18 protein-coding genes are annotated in these 16225 nt (G+C 66.0%); 10 read left to right on the top strand and 8 right to left on the bottom strand.

Going from position 1 to position 16225, the window contains the following annotated elements; all coding sequences use genetic code 11:
• The first annotated feature begins 178 nt into the window (after window positions 1-178).
• Together QFZ33_RS07420 and QFZ33_RS07415 are read left to right on the top strand one after the other, a co-directional pair.
• On the top strand, window positions 179-1180 hold the full coding sequence (locus tag QFZ33_RS07420) for a trypsin-like serine peptidase (RefSeq protein ID WP_307026207.1): 1002 nt from the start codon (window positions 179-181) through the stop codon (window positions 1178-1180).
• The gene (locus tag QFZ33_RS07415; RefSeq protein WP_307026205.1) at window positions 1164-1334 is read left to right on the top strand and encodes a hypothetical protein; all 171 of its coding nucleotides are present in this window, start codon (window positions 1164-1166) and stop codon (window positions 1332-1334) included. Before QFZ33_RS07420 ends, QFZ33_RS07415 begins: the two co-directional genes overlap by 17 nt.
• A gap of 231 nt (window positions 1335-1565) precedes the next feature.
• Here QFZ33_RS07415 and purH read toward each other — a convergent pair whose 3' ends face one another.
• Window positions 1566-3236, bottom strand: coding sequence for a bifunctional phosphoribosylaminoimidazolecarboxamide formyltransferase/IMP cyclohydrolase (purH, locus tag QFZ33_RS07410; RefSeq protein WP_307026203.1), 1671 nt, complete (start codon window positions 3234-3236; stop codon window positions 1566-1568).
• 215 nt (window positions 3237-3451) lie between these two features.
• Here purH and QFZ33_RS07405 point away from each other — a divergent pair, with 215 nt between their 5' ends.
• Window positions 3452-4804, top strand: coding sequence for an MFS transporter (locus tag QFZ33_RS07405; protein ID WP_307026201.1), 1353 nt, complete (start codon window positions 3452-3454; stop codon window positions 4802-4804).
• Between the two features lie 79 nt (window positions 4805-4883).
• Here QFZ33_RS07405 and QFZ33_RS07400 read toward each other — a convergent pair whose 3' ends face one another.
• Window positions 4884-5834: a hypothetical protein gene (locus QFZ33_RS07400; RefSeq protein ID WP_307026199.1), complete on the bottom strand. Its 951-nt coding sequence runs from the start codon at window positions 5832-5834 to the stop codon at window positions 4884-4886.
• Window positions 5835-5954: 120 nt separating this feature from the next.
• Complete coding sequence (gene purN / locus QFZ33_RS07395) at window positions 5955-6542, bottom strand: phosphoribosylglycinamide formyltransferase (RefSeq protein ID WP_307026197.1); 588 nt, start codon at window positions 6540-6542, stop codon at window positions 5955-5957.
• 39 nt (window positions 6543-6581) lie between these two features.
• Here purN and QFZ33_RS07390 point away from each other — a divergent pair, with 39 nt between their 5' ends.
• A complete protein-coding gene (locus QFZ33_RS07390) occupies window positions 6582-7025 on the top strand; it encodes a hypothetical protein (protein ID WP_307026196.1) in 444 nt (147 codons plus the stop codon).
• Between the two features lie 40 nt (window positions 7026-7065).
• Here QFZ33_RS07390 and QFZ33_RS07385 read toward each other — a convergent pair whose 3' ends face one another.
• On the bottom strand, window positions 7066-8385 hold the full coding sequence (locus tag QFZ33_RS07385) for a cell division protein PerM (RefSeq protein WP_307026195.1): 1320 nt from the start codon (window positions 8383-8385) through the stop codon (window positions 7066-7068).
• Between the two features lie 175 nt (window positions 8386-8560).
• Here QFZ33_RS07385 and QFZ33_RS07380 point away from each other — a divergent pair, with 175 nt between their 5' ends.
• A complete protein-coding gene (locus tag QFZ33_RS07380; protein ID WP_214849745.1) occupies window positions 8561-9022 on the top strand; it encodes a DUF4383 domain-containing protein in 462 nt (153 codons plus the stop codon).
• Window positions 9023-9207: 185 nt separating this feature from the next.
• Here the strand turns inward: QFZ33_RS07380 and QFZ33_RS07375 are convergent, their stop codons facing one another.
• Window positions 9208-9999, bottom strand: a complete 792-nt coding sequence (locus tag QFZ33_RS07375; protein ID WP_307026191.1) for a ZIP family metal transporter — start codon at window positions 9997-9999, stop codon at window positions 9208-9210.
• A 52-nt stretch (window positions 10000-10051) separates the two neighbouring features.
• Window positions 10052-10234, bottom strand: a complete 183-nt coding sequence (locus tag QFZ33_RS07370) for a hypothetical protein (RefSeq protein ID WP_307026189.1) — start codon at window positions 10232-10234, stop codon at window positions 10052-10054.
• Between the two features lie 773 nt (window positions 10235-11007).
• Between QFZ33_RS07370 and QFZ33_RS07365 the strand changes: the two genes are divergently transcribed.
• Both QFZ33_RS07365 and QFZ33_RS07360 read left to right on the top strand, forming a co-directional pair.
• Entirely contained in the window at window positions 11008-11559 is a 552-nt protein-coding gene (locus tag QFZ33_RS07365; protein ID WP_307026188.1) for a hypothetical protein, read from the top strand.
• A gap of 87 nt (window positions 11560-11646) precedes the next feature.
• A complete protein-coding gene (locus QFZ33_RS07360) occupies window positions 11647-11856 on the top strand; it encodes a hypothetical protein (RefSeq protein WP_307026186.1) in 210 nt (69 codons plus the stop codon).
• A 118-nt stretch (window positions 11857-11974) separates the two neighbouring features.
• Here the strand turns inward: QFZ33_RS07360 and QFZ33_RS07355 are convergent, their stop codons facing one another.
• Window positions 11975-12724 (bottom strand): MarR family winged helix-turn-helix transcriptional regulator, encoded by a 750-nt coding sequence (locus QFZ33_RS07355; protein WP_307026184.1) that lies wholly within the window; start codon window positions 12722-12724, stop codon window positions 11975-11977.
• A 100-nt stretch (window positions 12725-12824) separates the two neighbouring features.
• Window positions 12825-13697, bottom strand: a complete 873-nt coding sequence (locus tag QFZ33_RS07350) for a PRC and DUF2382 domain-containing protein (RefSeq protein ID WP_307026182.1) — start codon at window positions 13695-13697, stop codon at window positions 12825-12827.
• A gap of 415 nt (window positions 13698-14112) precedes the next feature.
• On the opposite strand from QFZ33_RS07350, the gene QFZ33_RS24070 reads away from it, so the two are divergent.
• From QFZ33_RS24070 to QFZ33_RS07335, 3 genes are read left to right on the top strand one after another with little or no spacing between them, the layout of a single operon-like run.
• Window positions 14113-15096 carry a hypothetical protein gene (locus tag QFZ33_RS24070; RefSeq protein ID WP_307026180.1) on the top strand — a complete coding sequence of 328 codons (984 nt, stop codon included), beginning with the start codon at window positions 14113-14115 and terminating at the stop codon, window positions 15094-15096.
• Entirely contained in the window at window positions 15093-15524 is a 432-nt protein-coding gene (locus QFZ33_RS07340; RefSeq protein ID WP_307026178.1) for a phage holin family protein, read from the top strand. Before QFZ33_RS24070 ends, QFZ33_RS07340 begins: the two co-directional genes overlap by 4 nt.
• Window positions 15521-16162: a DUF3618 domain-containing protein gene (locus QFZ33_RS07335; RefSeq protein ID WP_307026177.1), complete on the top strand. Its 642-nt coding sequence runs from the start codon at window positions 15521-15523 to the stop codon at window positions 16160-16162. The genes QFZ33_RS07340 and QFZ33_RS07335 overlap by 4 nt, the downstream gene beginning before the upstream one ends.
• Window positions 16163-16225 lie beyond the last annotated feature (63 nt).

Below are 16225 nucleotides of genomic sequence, written 5' to 3'. Positions count from 1 at the left end.
TCATAAAGGAACACCGCTTCGGCGGCTGAACTGAGTTGGAACCCCTTGCGGCAGGGGCAGATCACCCTATCTGGCAAGAAGACTTGAATCGTTACTAACCGAGCTCGTCCTCCCCGGGTAGGTCAATCAGTCACCCGGCGTGCCTCCAGGCCCGCCCCACCTGATAGGTAGGACCGCAATGACGAGCAAAAAGACTCTGGCTGGCAGCCTTCTGAGCCTTTCCACAGGTTTGCTGCTGGCTGTGGGCGCCATTGGCGGCGCAACAGCCTCTTCTGCAACGTCGCAGGACTCAACCCAGCTGCAGGTCGCAAGCACCCCAGTGTCCAGCCCGCAGGGCTACTGGACGCCCGAGCGCATGCGCGCCGCCCATCCCGGCGATGTGCTGGCCGTCAAGGCCGTGGCAAGGCATGAAAACAAAGGATCCTCGCCTTCGGCTGCCGTGGAGACGGGAGCGCCAGCGAGAATCGCCGGTACCGCCCCGCAGACCACGGTAACCACAGCCCTGCACGCAAACGAAACGCCGGTGCCGCACATCGGCAAGGTCTTCTTCACCCTCGCCGGAATCAACTACGTCTGCTCCGGCAACTCAGTCGCTGCCCAGAACAAGAGCCTCGTGGCCACCGCCGGCCACTGTGTCAATGAGGGGCCTGGCGCCTTCGCCACCAACTGGGTGTTTGTTCCCGGCTACGTGAATGGCCAGTCCCCGTATGGTCAATGGCCGGCCCGGTCGCTGCACGCGGCACGGAACTGGACCTCCGGCGGCGATATCCGGTACGACACCGGCTTCGCCGTGGTGGCCCGGGTGGGGGGCAAGGCCCTGGCCGACAAGGTGGGTGCCTCCGGTGTGGAGTTCAGCCAGCCCCGGGGCCTGACATACAAGTCCTATGGCTACCCGGCCGTGGCCCCGTTCACCGGCCAGACCCTGGTCAGCTGCACAGGCACGGCCAAGAACGACACGATCAACCCCCAGTTCAACTCCCAGGGCATTTCCTGTGACATGACGGGCGGTTCCTCGGGCGGCCCCTGGTTTGCCCGGGGAGACACGGACGCTGCAAGCTCAGCCAACGGCTTCCAGAACTCGGTCAACAGCTACGGGTACGGGACGAGTTCCACCACGATGTTCGGGCCGTTCTGGGGCTCGACCATCATGAAGGTCTACGACAGTGCACAGCGGAAATAAGGATGACGCGGGGAGCCCTGACGACGCTGAGGTAAGCCATAACGTCAACCAGGCGCCCGAGGAGATCCTGGCCTACTGGACCACGGAACGGATGGCCGAAGCGCTCCCCCGGGACATCCGGTTGCCGGATCAGGAGGAAACGGAAGAAAACTAAAGCAAGTTAAAGCCCGACGGCGGCCGTCCCCCTAAGGGGGCAGCCGCCGTCGGGCTTTGCTTGGGCCCACGCCGCCCGGGTTCCCTGGCCGAGCGCAGCGAGGTTAGGGAGGCGGTTGGGCCCACGCCGCCCGGGTTCCCTGGCCGAGCGCAGCGAGGTTAGGGAGGCGGTTGGGCCCACGCCGCCCGGGTTCCCTGGCCGAGCGCAGCGAGGTTAGGGAGGCGGTGGGGACTAGTGGAAGAAGTGGCGAGCGCCGGTGAAGTACATGGTGATGCCCGCAGCGTTGGCTGCAGCGACGACTTCCTCGTCACGGACCGAGCCGCCGGGCTGCACTACAGCCCGCACGCCGGCGTCGATCAGGATCTGCAGGCCGTCGGCGAACGGGAAGAACGCATCGGAGGCAGCCACCGCGCCGCGGGCACGGGCGGGAGCGCCGCTCGCGTCGGCGTTGGAGGCGCCGCCGGCACCGTCGACGTCGGACTCCACGCTGACGCCCAGCGTGTTGGCCCGCTCGACGGCGAGCTTGCAGGAGTCCAGGCGGTTGACCTGGCCCATGCCGATGCCCACTGCAGCGCCGTTGGAGGCGAGCAGGATCGCGTTGGACTTGGCCGCGCGGCAGGCGGTCCAGGCAAAGGCGAGGTCGGCCAGCGTGGCGTCGTCGGCTGCTTCGCCGGCGGCAAGCGTCCAGTTGGCGGGGTTGTCGCCGTCGGCGTCCACCTTGTCGGTGACCTGCACCAGGACGCCGCCGGAGACCTGGCGGATTTCCGCCGGGTAGCGGCCGTAGCCCTCCGGGAGGGACAGCAGGCGGATGTTCTTCTTCTTGGAGAGGATCTCCACGGCCTCGGGCTCGAAGCCGGGGGCGATGACCACCTCGGTGAAGATGCCGGCCACGGTCTGGGCCATGCCGGCGGTGACCGTGCGGTTGGCCGCGATGACGCCGCCGAACGCGGAGACGGGGTCGCAGGCGTGGGCCTTGGCGTGGGCGTCGGCGATCGGGTCGGCCGCGTCGGCGGAGGCCACGGCCACACCGCAGGGGTTGGCGTGCTTGATGATGGCCACGGCGGGCTCGGCGAAGTCGTAGGCGGCGCGGAGTGCTGCGTCGGCGTCCACGAAGTTGTTGTAGCTCATGGCTTTGCCGTGGATCTGGTCGGCCTGGGCGATGCCCGCGGGGGCCGCCTTGTCCACGTAGAGCGCAGCCTGCTGGTGCGGGTTCTCGCCGTAGCGCAGCACCTCGGAGCGTTCCAGTGCCAGGCCGGAGTAGGCGGGCCAGTCGATGACGCCGTCGCCGTCCTCGTCGAGGAACTGGCTGGCGGTCCAGGTGGCCACAGCGGTGTCGTAGGTGGCGGTGTGCGCGAACGCCTTGGCGGCGAGCCGGCGGCGGGTCTTGAGGTCGAACCCGCCCTCGCCGGCGGCGCGGACCACGTCGCCGTAGAACGTCGGGTCCACCACAATGGCGACGGCGGCGTGGTTCTTCGCGGCGGAGCGCACCATCGCGGGGCCTCCGATGTCGATCTGCTCCACGACGTCGTCCTGTTCGGCGCCGGACTTGACCGTCTCCACGAACGGGTAGAGGTTCACCACGACGAGGTCGAAGGCCTCGATCTCCATCTTGGCGAGGGTCTCCATGTGGGCAGGGACGCGGCGGTCTGCGAGGATGCCGCCGTGGACCCGCGGGTGCAGGGTCTTGACCCGGCCGTCGAGCATCTCGGGGGAACCGGTGACCTCTTCGACTTCCTGGACTGGGATGCCGGCCGCGGCGATCTTCTTGGCGGTCGAGCCGGTGGAAACAATTTTGACCCCTGCTGCGTGCAGGCCAGTGGCGAGCTCCTCCAGACCGGTCTTGTCGTATACCGAGATCAGGGCCCGGCGAATGGGAACACGGTCAAGCTGCGTCAAGCTCACAAAAGTCTCCGTCTTTATCTCGCGGTTGATGTGCCGCGGTTGGTGGGGATACGGCCCAGTTTATCGTGTCGGCGGACCCCCTCCTGCTGGCGGCCCCGGCGCCCGGCGCTTCCGCGCGTGCCGGCCCGGCGCTCCCCGGCGTAAGGGGCTGGTGCCGGTTCAACACCCAGCGCCCCGGGGCGTTCCGCAACGTAAGGTTTAAGCAGGAGGCCGAGATGAATATTTACACCGCTGTGCCCAGCGGCGAGCAGGTAGTCCAGGAACTGCCGTGGCGCTGGAAAGTGCAGGGCCGGATCTTCGTGATCGGCGGCCTGGGATTCATGTTCGACGCCTGGGACGTCACCCTCAATGGCATTCTCATTCCGCTGCTGTCCACCCACTGGAGCCTCACCCCCGGCGAGGCCGGCTGGATCGGCACGGCCAACCTGATCGGGATGGCCCTGGGCGCCTTCATCTGGGGCACCATTGCTGACACCATCGGGCGCAGGAAGGCCTTCACGGCCACCCTGCTGATCTTCTCGCTCTTCACGGTGCTCGGCGCCTTCTCCCCCGATTTCCTCTGGTTCTGTGTGTTCCGCTTCATGGCCGGATTCGGCCTGGGCGGCTGCATTCCCGTGGACTACGCGCTGGTGGGCGAATTCACGCCCCGAAGGCAGCGCGGCAGGGTCCTCACCGCGATGGACGGCTGGTGGCCAGTGGGTGCTGCGCTCTGCGGCTTCGTGTCCGCCTGGCTCGTCGCCGCTTTTGCCGACTGGCGCCTGACAATGCTCGTCATGGTGCTGCCTGCCCTGCTGGTGTTCTGGGTGCGGCGCAGCGTTCCCGAGTCGCCGCTGTTCCTTATCCGCAAGGGACGCCGAGACGAAGCGGCCCGGGTGATTGACGGCCTGGTCGAGGCCACCGGAGCCGAGCCCCGGGCCTACAGCCTGCCGGAGCCGCAGGCTGTACTGCGGTTTTCCGCCGGGAGCGCGTGGCAGCAACTGCGCGGGGTCTGGCAGTTCAACTGGAAGATCACCACCGCTGCCTGGGCCCTGTTCATGAGCATCCTGCTGGTCTATTACCTGTCCCTGACCTGGATGCCGCGAATCCTGATCGGCGCCGGGTTCGCCGAGTACAAGGCGTTCCTGACGACGGCGGGGATGGCCGCCGTCGGGCTCTTGGGCGTGATCGCGGCAGCGCTGCTCGTGGAGCGCGTAGGCCGCAAGTGGCTGCTGGCTATTACCGGGCCTCTGTCCGCGCTGATCCTGGTGGTGGTGGCGTTCGTGGTGGATGTGCCCACGGCTGCCGTGTTCTGGCTGCTGGTGTTCGGGTTCGTGGTGCAGGTGGCTATCCCGGTGCTCTACGCCTACGTTTCCGAGCTGTACCCCACGGAGCTTAGGGGCAGCGGCTTCGGTTGGGCTTCGACGTTCTCGCGGCTGGGCGCAGGCTTCGGACCGCTCATTTTCGCGAACTACTTCTGGCCGGAGCTGGGGCTGGCCACATCGTTCGCCCTCGCCGGCGGGCTGGTGGTCCTGTCGGTGCTGTGGATGGCGTTCTTCTCCCCGGAAACCAGGCAGCGCCGCCTCGAGTAGGTTCCTCCCGGTTTTCCCCGCCCCCAACTAACCCGCAGTTGTTGTCGTTTTGAAGCCTCAAAACGACAACAACTGCGAGTCACTTGGGTGCCCAGCCCCTGCTGACTAGCGCGCCGCGGACTTTCGCGACGGCGGACCGGGCTCCGTTCTGCATGTGCCGCTTGGAGATCCTCACGAGCAGCCAGCCTCCACGGCCGTAGTCCTCCTCGCGGGCGATATCCCGGACAATCTGCTCAGCTTCCGAGTGGCCCTCACCCTCGTATTCCACTGCAACCCGCTGTTCGGGATAGCCAATGTCTGGTTGGCGTACGACGCCGGAACCGAGTTCGGTGCGCACGTTCAGTTGCGGTTCCGGTAGGCCAGCCTGCTCTAACGACAGTCTTAGCCGCGTTTCCGGCGCAGAATCCGCACCTACCCGCGCCAAGTCGAGGGCTAGCCTGGCCTTTCGGATGCCCGGCGTACCTTTGTGTCTGTCCAGCATGTCGGCCAGCTGCTCGAGGGTGGAGTGCGGCTCATCCCTGGCTTCAAACTCGGGCCTGGGAAAGCGCAGGAGATGGTCTGCCACCACGGTCAACTCCTCGACACTCATCTTCCGTGCGATGTCCAGCCATGTTCGGAGTCTGCTCGTCACCAGCAGTCCGTCAACGCACACGATTTCGTCGTCGAAGAACTGTCCCACATGGCCGACGACGCCCGTGCGGCGGGGAATGGCCATCGTGTCCGGGCGGGAGATATGGACACGCGGATCCTGTTGACCGGGTAGGAACCCCGGGAACTGCCAGAAGGTGAAGGCAGTGGCGTGGGAAGCCGCTGAAAACTCTGTCACCCTGGTGAACGGCCGGATTGTCCCCGATGTGCACAGCTCCGTAGGCCCAAGGGTGGGGCCGTAATTGGGCACCCGGATGCCGCGGCTGGGTGAGTACAGCGCTCCGTGCCGCAGCCTCCTCAGGCTGACACCGGCGTCGGCGGCTTCCTGGCACGTGAAAGGTGCCAAGGCCAGTGGCCCGGGAAGAGGACGAGGGGTCTTCACGGCACCATGGTCGCAAAAGTAGAGCCACGTCCGAGGGTTATCCACAGGTCAATGTGCCGCAATCCCAACTGGCTGGCAGTTGTTGTCGTTTTGACGGCTCAAAACGACATTAAATGCGAGCTAGTTGGGTGTGCGCGCGGCCGCGTACTCCGCAGCCAGCGACGCGAGGGTGGAGACCAGGAGCCGCCGCTCCACCACCTTGATCCGTTCATGCAGGGTCTCCTCGGTGTCGGCGTCCTCGATGGCCACCGCCTCCTGCGCGATGATGGGGCCGGTGTCCACGCCGGCATCGGCCCAGTGCACGGTGCAGCCGGTGACCTTGACCCCGTAGGCCATGGCATCGCGGACCCCGTGGGCGCCCGGGAAGGACGGCAGCAGCGCGGGGTGCGTGTTGAGGTATTTCCCTTCGAACGCGTCGATGAACTCGGGGCTCACGATCCGCATGAAGCCTGAGGAAACCACCACATCAGGCTGGTACGCGGCTACGGCTTCCGTCAGCGCGGCGTTCCACTCCGCGCGGTCCGGGTAGGCCTTGAAGTCCACCACGAACGTGTCGATCCCGGCAGCAGCAGAGCGCTCCACGCCGTAGGTTCCCGGGCGGTCCGCGCCCACCGCGGCGATCTCAACATCCAGGTCCCCGGCTTGAAGGGCGTCGATGACGGCCTGGAGGTTGGAACCGGTTCCGGAGACGAGGACTACTATGCGCATTGCTCAAGCTTAAGCGGCTGCTCGCGTAGGCTGGAAAACATGAACCCCACTCCGGGCCCCCAAGGGCCACAGCGGACCGCGCGTCCGCTCAGCGAGGAAGCCAAAGCCTCGCTCCAGAAGACGCACACACTGTTCCGCATGTTCATTGTGGCCGTGCTGGGCGCCTTCTTCGTGTTCCAGCTGGACATCGCCTACCTCTGGCTCACGGCCCTTCTGACGGCGGCGGGCATCGCGCTGGGGATCATCGTGGTCATCCGGGCCATCCGGTTCAAGGAATCCAAGTTGGTGCTGTTCGGCACTATCTCCGGTTTGGTGGTTTCCGCCGTCATGGTTCTCCTGGTCCTGACCTCGGCACTGTTCTTCAACCAGGTCCGCGACTTCCAGCAGTGCTCCCGCCAAGCGCTGACCAGCAAGGCAAGCACCGAGTGCCGGGTCCAGTTGGAGAACTCGCTGCCCGGACCGCTTCAGCAGCCCGTTCGCTAGAGCCCCGCGAGCCACCGGGCCGGCCGGTCCGCCCTGGAGGCTATTTGCTGTTCGGCGCAGTCCTCAGCTCGGCGTCCCGCAGTTGCCGGCGTTCCAGCCACGGTCCCGCCGCATACCCAATTACGACGCCGATGCCGACTTCCGCCGTCAGCCAGACTGCCGTCCACAGCGGGTCCGGACCGATGTCTGTGAGGCGGCCGATGCCGGCGGAGCCGCGAGCAAGCCAGGCGAGAGCCGCGGCCAGAACGCCGGCAGCAGCCCCAACGATGAGGGCCAGGAACAGCGTGGACGCCGCGGCGGTCAGCCAGCGGACGTGGAGCTTGATGGACAACCATTCGTCGAAGTGATTTTCACCCTCGCGCAGGAACCACCAGCCGGCCAGGACCCCGGCGAGCACGGGAACCACCAGCGCCACCGGTCCGAAATCGAGCGGGCCGGAAGGGATCGCAGCTAAAACCGGGATGGTGGGCAGCGGTCCGACGGCGGTCCCCAGCGGACCCACCTGCGATCCGGCTCCCAGCGCGAAACCGGAACCGCTCAGCCACGCGAGTGCGAACACAGCCAGGTTGGGCAAGAAGCCGAGCTGCGCAATGGTGAGGGCCGCGCCTCCGACGGGTCCGGCGTCGAGCGCTTCATAAACCGCCACCACAAGGTTCCAGTGGATGAGAAGATCCACTGCCAGCAGCGACGAGGAAATGGCGAGCGCCGCGATAATAGCCACGAAGCCTGCTTTGGCGACGGAAGCCAGGTACGAACCCGCCCACCGCGAATGCTGGCTGGTGCGGGCGATCCAGTCCACGGCGTTGACGCCGATCAGGCGGCTCCATGAACCGGCCTCCCGCCGGGCGCCGATCACCATGCCGAGGCCGAACGGAACCAGCGGCAGGAGCCCGGCCCACCAAAGGAAGACCCCAACGTCCTCGGTCCGGCAGATGAACCCGGTGGCGATGCCAAAACCCGCGTAGGCCAGCCACGAGCCGAATAGAGCCTGCCACAGCTGGTCCGTGTACGACGCCCGGGCCAGGCGCCTGCCCGCCCGCCAGGCCAGCAGGAACGGGATGAGGGTCAGGCCCAGCGGAAGCAGCGACAGGGTGCCGGTCTCCGGCCTGGCGGCAGCACCCTCCCCCACCGCGGTGAGGTAGAGGGGCACCCCGTGGATGACCAGCCAAACCTGGCCGGCGAGCCGCGCCAGGGCATCGAGGCCGCTGCTTCCGAAACCCGAGGTGGCCCACACCGCAACAATGGGTGCGATGACCAAGAGTGCGGAAATCATGGCCGCCTGCGCGGACTCAAGCCCGCCCTGCAGCCACAGGGGCATGGGGAGGCCCCGGTCTCCGGTCTGGTCTGCGCGCAGTTTCATCGCCTCCCATCGTGCCATGCGAGGCCCGGCCCACCTGTTTTCGACAGGCTCATCAGCGCGAGAAGTCGGACGAGACTACGCTGGCGCCAGTAGGGGCAAGCTCAACCGCGAGCGCTTTTTCAGGAGGCCGGACGTAAAATTAGCTTGTCCGCATTCAGTGGTTGGAGGCAGAAAAATGACTACCGCATCCCCACATGCACACGGCGTTCACTTTGGCAGGACTGACGTCCAGAACGCTGGCATGGGTGTAGGTATTGTCTTGATGGTGGTCGGTGTGCTGGGGTTTATCCCGGGCATCACCGCACGGTATGGCGAACTGATGTTCCTTGGGCCTGATTCGCACGCCATGTTCCTCGGCTTGTTCCAGGTATCCATGCTGCTCAACATCGTGCAGCTGGTTATCGGCGCAACCGGCTGGGCCATGTCCCGGAGCGAAATGGGCGCGCGCAGGTTCCTCATGGGCGCCGGTGCACTGTACATCGTCCTCAGCATCTACGGGCTCAGTGTCGGAGTAGATTCGGCGGCCAACTTCCTGTCGCTGAATATGCTGGACAACTGGACGCACATGGTGCTTGGCGTGCTGATGATTGCCTGTGGCTGGATGTTTTCACGGCATTCGGTCGAGGACAGGAGATAGCCCGGACCGCGAACGCCGGGAACTAGGAGCCGCGAATGAGTAGATATCTAATCTGAGTATTCGTACTACCGGTTGGTGCAGGCGGCCTCGCAAAGTCGTGGGCGGCTGCACCAACTTTGTGTCCGACAGGGCGTGTGCATCCCAGCCGAGGGCTATGCCGGCCGGGGGAGTCAGGCGTCCGGGAGTCAGGCAAGTGACAGCACGAAGGAGAGCACAAACCCCGCCGCTGTGCTGAGTGCCACCGCGGGACCGCCGTGTTCGAAAGCTTCCGGCATCAGCGTGTCCGCGAGGGAAGCAATGACGGCGCCGGCTGCAAAGGCCAAGGGCAGCGAGATGGTTTCCGGGTCCGCCCCGGACAGCGGGCCCGCACCAAGGACTACGGCTGCCACGAGCAGCACGGCGCAGATGGTCCACAGTGCCATGATCGCTCCGCCGGTGCGGCCTTGGCTGCGCATGGACGCCGCGCCCACTAGCGCCTCCGGCAAATTGGACACGAAGATCGCGGCCAGGAGCGCCAGGCCCCCTGTCCCCTCCCCCAGCGAGACGCCCAGGGCGATGTTCTCCGGCACACCATCCAGTGTCACGGCGGCCAGCAGGGCCATTCCGGCGGCGCCCCGGGTGGACGTGGACGCGGGGGCCGTCTCCTCAGCGGCCGCATCGGTGTCCAGCTTCGCGCTGCCGCGGAATTCATCCGCAGGCACTGATTTGGACCCCGGTTGCGCCCACCGGTCAAGCAGTGCGCTCAGGGCGGTGAAAACCACCGCGCCAACCAGCAGGCCGAATGCTGCCCGCACAATGCCGCCGCGCTGGTAAGCGTCCTCAAACAGCTCGAAGGTCAGGGCCGTGATGAGTGCGCCGGCAGCAAACGAGAGCAAAATCGCGAGGAGCCGTTTTGGCAGCTCAAAGCGGACACCAATAAGCGCACCCAGAACAAGGGCGCTTGAGGCCACCACGCCGAACAGCAGGGAGGTTCCCACACCGTCAGTATAGGATCGGGGTCAGGTGCCGGGAACGTCCCGGCGGTGACGGCTATTTAAAGCGAATCAGGGCGTAGGGCTCGCTGGGCAGGTTTCCGGCAGTCCACGGCTCCTCAGTTGGTTCGCTTCGGACTTCGCCGCGCCCGTCGCGCAGGACGGCCAGCACTGTTGCCGCAATGGCAACGACGGAAATTGCGGCCAGCAGCACAAGGACGACGACGATGGATCCAGACATCCTATTAGCACCTTCTGCTTCAATCTTATTGCGGTTCAGCGGGCCAGATCATGCGTAAATGTTTTTTCCTCTAGACGGAACCGGGCGCTGGGCATATTCTGGTCTCCCATTGCGCTGGGGGGTTGATTCGAATGGGCAACGGCTTGCGCCTTCACACGGCTGCGCTCGTCCGTGCCCTCCTGCTGCCCGTTCTCCTCGCCTTAGCGTGGATTATTTGGGGCGCGGCATCCGCCGACGCGGCATCCGGGGACAACGATTCGTTTGGCTCTGTTTCCCCCAATTCTGGTTCCCTCAGTTCCGGTTCCCTGGATTCCGGTTCCCGCCACACTGGTTCACTCGCCACAGCTCCCGTCGCTGCCATCGCGCAGTCGGCAGTGTCGGCTCCGCTGGCTTCCCCCGTCTCCCAGGTTGCCCCGGCCCGCAAGCTGTTGCCGGTAGTACCTGCACTGCCGGCGGCACCCAGCCTCCCGGCCGCAGCCACCAAGCCTGTGCCGAGTGTCGTTAGCACAGTAGCGGACACGGCGGGCGCCGTCGTCAGCGGGGCATCGACGGCGATCGCCCCCGTGACCACAGCGACTGCGCCCGTGCTCGACAAGGCGGACAGTCTAATAACAGCCGCAGAAGACGTCGTTGCGTCGCCGCCTCAGCTGCCTGCAACGCCTGCTGTGCCCGCCGTTCCTCCGCTACCGCTCCCTTCAGTGCGTGTCCCGTTAGTGCCGGTCCCTTCGCTGCCTATTCCTTCAGTGCACGTTCCTTCAATGCACGTTCCTTCAGTGCACATTCCTTCAGTGCACGTGCCGGAACTGCCCGCGGCTTCCGTACGGGGAGTCACGCCGACGCCGGTTCCCGACGCCGGGGGGAACGCGCCAGATCTTGCTGCGCCGCCACATGCCGCTTCGCCCTCGGCAGTTGGGCCGAGGACGACAGCTCCCACGGCAGGAGACAGTGCGGGGCCGGCCACATTCGCGGAAACAGTCCAGTTCCTGCCGGCTACCGGCGCCGGACTGCCGCTCGCCGGCACGGGCCTCTCGCTGGCCGAGCTTCACATGATTACGCCCCCGGTTCGTGAACTGGCGGGCGCCAGGCTCGCTGCCCACAAACCGCACCTCAATGCACGGCCCGGCTACGGCTATCTTCAGACGTTTGCCGCAAGCGAGGGAACGCCAGGGAACTCCTCCTCAAGTTCCGAAGGCTCTGGCGCCCAGGCCGCCGAAGTGGCAGGAGATTGGGACCGGACTCCCCTGTTAGCCGGCGTCCGCGTGTTCGATGCTGCCCAGCACCTTCCCACCAGCCCAGCCGTCGATCCGGGGTGTTCCCCCGACTGAACAGGTCAGCCCTGTCCGCATTCCGGGCAGAAAAGACCACCTGCGCAACCTGCGCAAGGACCATCTGTTCAGTCAGGAGAACATGTCATGTCTACCCACGCCCCGCTGTCTACTGCCCCTCGCCCGTCCCGTCCGCAGTCCGGACCCCTTAGCGGCCGGATCGGCAACTGGCCCGACCCCATGTCCGGCCGGATCGGCAACTGGCCCGACCCCATGTCCGGCCGGATCGGCAACTGGCCCGACCCCATGTCCGGCCTCATCGGCAACTGGCCGGACCCGATGCGACAGGGACGCTAGAGGTGTCCCAGCGAAGCCAGAGCACGGTCGGGCATTGAGCCCGGACCGTGTACGCCAACCAGGAAAGTGTCGCCGCGCGTGGCGCGGCGACACTTTCCTTCCTCAATGATCAGTCCGCCTACTCAGGGCCGGAGTCGCCGACGCCGTCCGGCGTCTGCCTTGTTCCGGCGCGGTCCTGCGGCGCCGGCGCAGCGTCCTGCGCGGCAACCTCATCTCTGGAAGCGGGTTCCTGTAAGGCAGGTTCTGCAGCAGTATCTGCGCTCGAAGGCTGCTGCCCACTTGCGGGCACACCTTCTGTGGACGCACTGGCTGCGGGCATCCCGCCTTCTATCGCCGTACCTTCTGTGGGTGCTCCGGCTACGGGAGAACCCGTTTCCGGGGCGTCCTCCGCTGTTGGGTCGCCGACGGCTGCGGCCGAATTCTGATTCTTGGCCGAGCCGGGCTTGGCGCGGCCGGGAAAGTAGCTGATGACCCGCGCCAGCTCCCGGCCCAGGACGGTACCCTCGACGACGTCGGGGGGCAGCGCATCCTGCTCAGCTTTCCTGGCCGCCTCCAGTGCCTGGCGGCCTGCTTCCGTTATGGAAACCTCGTTGTGCCGCCTGTCCAGAGAACTGGACGCACGAGCCACCAGCCCTGCCTCCTCGAGCCGCGACAGGACCCTGCCAATGGACTGACTGCGGACCTTGATGTCAGAGGCCAACTGTTCCTGGTTCAGTGGCCCGGCTAGGAGGCCCTGCAGCGCGATGACTGCGGCGTGGGTGAGGCCGAGTTCGGCCAGCGCCTGGTCCTGCCTGCGCTGGACGAGCCTGGCGGCCATGGACAGCAGCTGGTGAGGCCCCCACTTCTCCGCGTCAGGATTCGGGACCATCGGTTTGAACCTTCTTTCCCCTTTGAGCCCGGGCTGGCGGCATGGCCAGCCCACAATGCCGACAATACGGGGCCGGCAGCCCGGCCCCGCATGGGGCAAGTTAGCGGCGGGTGTCCTCTACGCCGTCGGCCTCAATGCGCTCCTTTCGGACTTGTTCATCCACGGTCACCTCGTCCGTGACGGTTTGCGCGTCCAGCCTGACCCGCTCAACGGGCACGGTTTCCTTCTCCACCACCGGACGTTCCTCGTGAAGCACCACTTCGTGTTCTGCCTCGCTGATGTCCGGACCGCCCAGCGCCTCGCCCCTGTTTGCTTCGGTGATCGGTTCGCGTTCCAGCCGCACTTCCTCGCGCTGCACGGGAACGGTCTGGGTCACGTTTTCGGTCACCACGTATTTGCGCAGACGCGCCCGGCTGGCAGCCTGCCTTTCCGTGCCAACGTTCACGCGTTCCTCCGAGCGGGTCATGGCGTTGCCGTCGGCAAGGCTGGACGTGTCACGACGGGCCCTTTCATCCGCCGCGCTGTACGTTCCCCCGCCGCCTGCGGCAGCGAATCCCGCATCCCGCTCAGTGGCGGAAAGGCCGGGCGCGGACCGGTCGGTCGTCCGGCCGGAGTCGGCGGTGTGCCCGTTCCGAGCTTCGGAGTAAGTTAGCGTTCCGTTCAGCTGGTAATGCTCGTAAAGCCGGTCCTCTTCGGCCGGATCGAGGTGTCCCTCCGCTTCCACGCGCGGGGCATCCTTGACCTGGTCCTTGGTGTACGGGACGACGAGGTCGGCTCCATCAACCCGGGCGCCTTCGAGGGGGATGAAGGATTCGGAGGTACCGAAAAGACCCGTCCGTGCGGTGACCCATGTAGGGTGCCCGTTGTCATCGTCCGCATACACCTGTCCGACGGAACCTATCTTGCCTCCGTCTGCCGAAAGGATGTTTCCGTTCTTGTTCAGCAGGTCGTCGATGTGTTCCTTGGCGAGCATTCTGTCTCCTTGAATGTTGACTTCTTGTCCACTTTTGGCTGTTCACGGTTAACCGGCGACGGCGATGCGACGCCACACGGCGCGCTATCGCCGCCAAAGAGCGGCACCTGCCGTCCGGGGCGGGCATCCGCCGTCGCGCCGAGGCAGATAATCCGACCTCGCATCTATACCCTAAGCATGCTTACTATCCTATTGGCAAGCCTACTTAGCTTTTTTCTTGACGCTCAGCCCCGGATGCACCCGCAATTCCGCGCCGTCACGCGACCCCACCCCTCTTCATGCCAGGTCGGCGGAAGTAAAGGTGGGAAAAAATGCCAAGGGTGCTTACTATTTATTAGTAAACATGCTTACCATTGCATGCCAGCAACGCTGGTTCCTGTACAGCAACTGACCCTTTCGGAAAGAGAGAGCGAAGATGACTGAGAACCAATGGCCGCAGGATGAAGACCTCACCGCTCCCCCGGCCACACAGACTTCGGGTTACGGCGCCGGCTCCACCGGATATGGCGCAACTGGAGCGGGCACCAGCGGCTACACCGGCAGCCCGGGCTACCAGGACGATGCGTCCTCGAAGAAGGACGTAGCGAAGGAAGAGGCTACTAACGTCGCCGGCGAGACTAAAGTCGCTGCCCAGAACGTGGCCGGGACGGCCGCGTCCGAGGCGAAGAACGTCGCGTACGAGGCCAAGAACAGCGCCAAGGACCTGCTGCACCAGGCAAAATCAGACCTCACCAACCAGGCCGGCACCCAGCAAACCAAGGCCGCCGAAGGCATCCGCACCATCTCCTCGCAGCTGCGCACCATGGCCGACGCGCCGGACCAGCAGGGCGTTGCCTCGGACCTGATCCGGCAGGCCGCCGACCGCTCCGAGTCGGTCGCCTCCTGGCTGGACAACCGGGACCCCGGCTCGCTGCTGGACGAAGTGAAGTCCTTTGCCCGCCAGCGTCCCGGCACCTTCCTGCTCCTCGCAGCAGGCGCGGGCATGCTTGCCGGACGCCTGGGCCGCAGCCTGCAGGCCGGCGCCCCCGAAACGGGAACCGGCGCAGGATACGCGGGCACAGTTCCGCCCTACCCCGTCCAGCCACCGGTCACCGAAAGCAGCCTTGACGCCGGGGTCGGCACACCGCTCTATGACCAGGCCGAATTGGGAGAACCCGCCTACACCCAGCCGGCCTACGGCGAGCCGACTTATGGGGAACAGACGACCGGACAGCCCGCCTACGGCGAACCAGCCTACGGGGAACCCGCCACTGGTCAGCCCGCCTACGGCGAACCAACCTACGGCGAACCGGGCGTCGGAGAGCCGGCCATTGGTGAGCCGGGTTATGGCGAACCAGGGTACGGCGAGCCGAGGCGCCGGGATACTGATGATACCGAGGGTGGGGGTCGTCCCCTGTGAGCAGCCAGATACCCGATACACCTCCCACCCAAGCCCACGCCAAGGCCGACACCACCTCCCTCGGTGACCTCCTCGGTGAGGTCACCCGGGACCTGTCCACCCTGATCCGGCAGGAAATCGAACTCGCCAAGGCCGAACTCAAACAGTCCGGCACCCGTGCGGGCAAGGGCGGCGGCATGCTCGCCGGCGCCGGCGTCGCCGGGCACTTCGTGCTCCTGTTCCTCTCCATCGCCCTCTGGTACGCCCTCGGCGAGCTGATGGGCCTGGGCTGGTCCGCCGTCGTCGTCGCCGTCATCTGGGGCATCATCGCCGCGATCCTCGCCTCCATCGGACGCAAGGAACTCAAAGCCATCAAAGGCATGCCCCAGACCATGGAGACAGCCAAGGAAATCCCGCCCACCCTCAAACCAAACGGAGACCACCGATGAGTGAGAACCCGGACGCCATCCGCGCCGACATCGAAGCAACCCGCACCCGCCTCGGCACCAACGTGGACGCCGTCGCCGACAAGGTCACCCCCTCCAACATCGTCCACCGCCAAACGGACAAGGTGAAGGACGCCGTCTTCGGAGTAAAGGAAAAAGTCATGGGCACCGCCGAACACGCCACCCACAGCACCTCCCGCAGCCTCCACCACGCCGCACACAGCACCAGCGGCGGGGTCCACCAGGCCACCGACGCCGCCGGGAACGCCATCAGCACCGCCGGCGAAGCAATCGCCGACGCACCCCACCAGGTCGCCGCCAAAACCCAGGGCAACCCCCTCGCCGCCGGGCTGATCGCCTTCGGCGCCGGGCTGCTGGCCTCCTCGCTGATCCCGCCCAGCCAGAAGGAACGCGAAGCCGCCGACGCCCTCAAGACCGCGGCCGAACCGATGACCAGCCAGCTGACCGAAGCCGCCAAGGACATGGCCGAAGGCTGGAAAGAACCCGCCCAGGACGCCATGGAAAACGTCAAGGCCACCGCCACCGACGCCGCCCAGCACGTCAAGGAAGAAGGCCAAACCGCCGCCTCCGACGTCAAAACCACCGCCACAGACGCCAGGGACCACGTCCAAAACACGTAACGGCGATAACGCTCTAAAGAGTCCAAGTACGACGACGGCCGGCCCGCTTTACGCGAGCCGGCC

The sequence above is a fragment of the Arthrobacter globiformis genome (genome assembly GCF_030815865.1).
GTDB classification, from domain to species: Bacteria; Actinomycetota; Actinomycetes; order Actinomycetales; family Micrococcaceae; genus Arthrobacter; species Arthrobacter globiformis_B.
The sequence above is the reverse complement of the archived record's forward strand: the minus strand, read 5'-3'. Positions and strand labels throughout refer to the sequence as shown.

What these genes read in the sequence shown, in the direction of transcription:
- QFZ33_RS07420 (WP_307026207.1), top strand. Translation starts at nt 179, where the DNA reads ATGACGAGCAAAAAGACTCTGGCTGGCAGCCTTCTGAGCCTTTCCACA.
- QFZ33_RS07405 (WP_307026201.1), top strand. Translation starts at nt 3,452, where the DNA reads ATGAATATTTACACCGCTGTGCCCAGCGGCGAGCAGGTAGTCCAGGAA.
- purN (WP_307026197.1), bottom strand. Translation starts at nt 6,542, where the DNA reads ATGCGCATAGTAGTCCTCGTCTCCGGAACCGGTTCCAACCTCCAGGCC.
- QFZ33_RS07390 (WP_307026196.1), top strand. Translation starts at nt 6,582, where the DNA reads ATGAACCCCACTCCGGGCCCCCAAGGGCCACAGCGGACCGCGCGTCCG.
- QFZ33_RS07385 (WP_307026195.1), bottom strand. Translation starts at nt 8,385, where the DNA reads ATGAAACTGCGCGCAGACCAGACCGGAGACCGGGGCCTCCCCATGCCC.
- QFZ33_RS07380 (WP_214849745.1), top strand. Translation starts at nt 8,561, where the DNA reads ATGACTACCGCATCCCCACATGCACACGGCGTTCACTTTGGCAGGACT.
- QFZ33_RS07370 (WP_307026189.1), bottom strand. Translation starts at nt 10,234, where the DNA reads ATGTCTGGATCCATCGTCGTCGTCCTTGTGCTGCTGGCCGCAATTTCC.
- QFZ33_RS07360 (WP_307026186.1), top strand. Translation starts at nt 11,647, where the DNA reads ATGTCTACCCACGCCCCGCTGTCTACTGCCCCTCGCCCGTCCCGTCCG.
- QFZ33_RS07355 (WP_307026184.1), bottom strand. Translation starts at nt 12,724, where the DNA reads ATGGTCCCGAATCCTGACGCGGAGAAGTGGGGGCCTCACCAGCTGCTG.
- QFZ33_RS07350 (WP_307026182.1), bottom strand. Translation starts at nt 13,697, where the DNA reads ATGCTCGCCAAGGAACACATCGACGACCTGCTGAACAAGAACGGAAAC.
- QFZ33_RS24070 (WP_307026180.1), top strand. Translation starts at nt 14,113, where the DNA reads ATGACTGAGAACCAATGGCCGCAGGATGAAGACCTCACCGCTCCCCCG.
- QFZ33_RS07335 (WP_307026177.1), top strand. Translation starts at nt 15,521, where the DNA reads ATGAGTGAGAACCCGGACGCCATCCGCGCCGACATCGAAGCAACCCGC.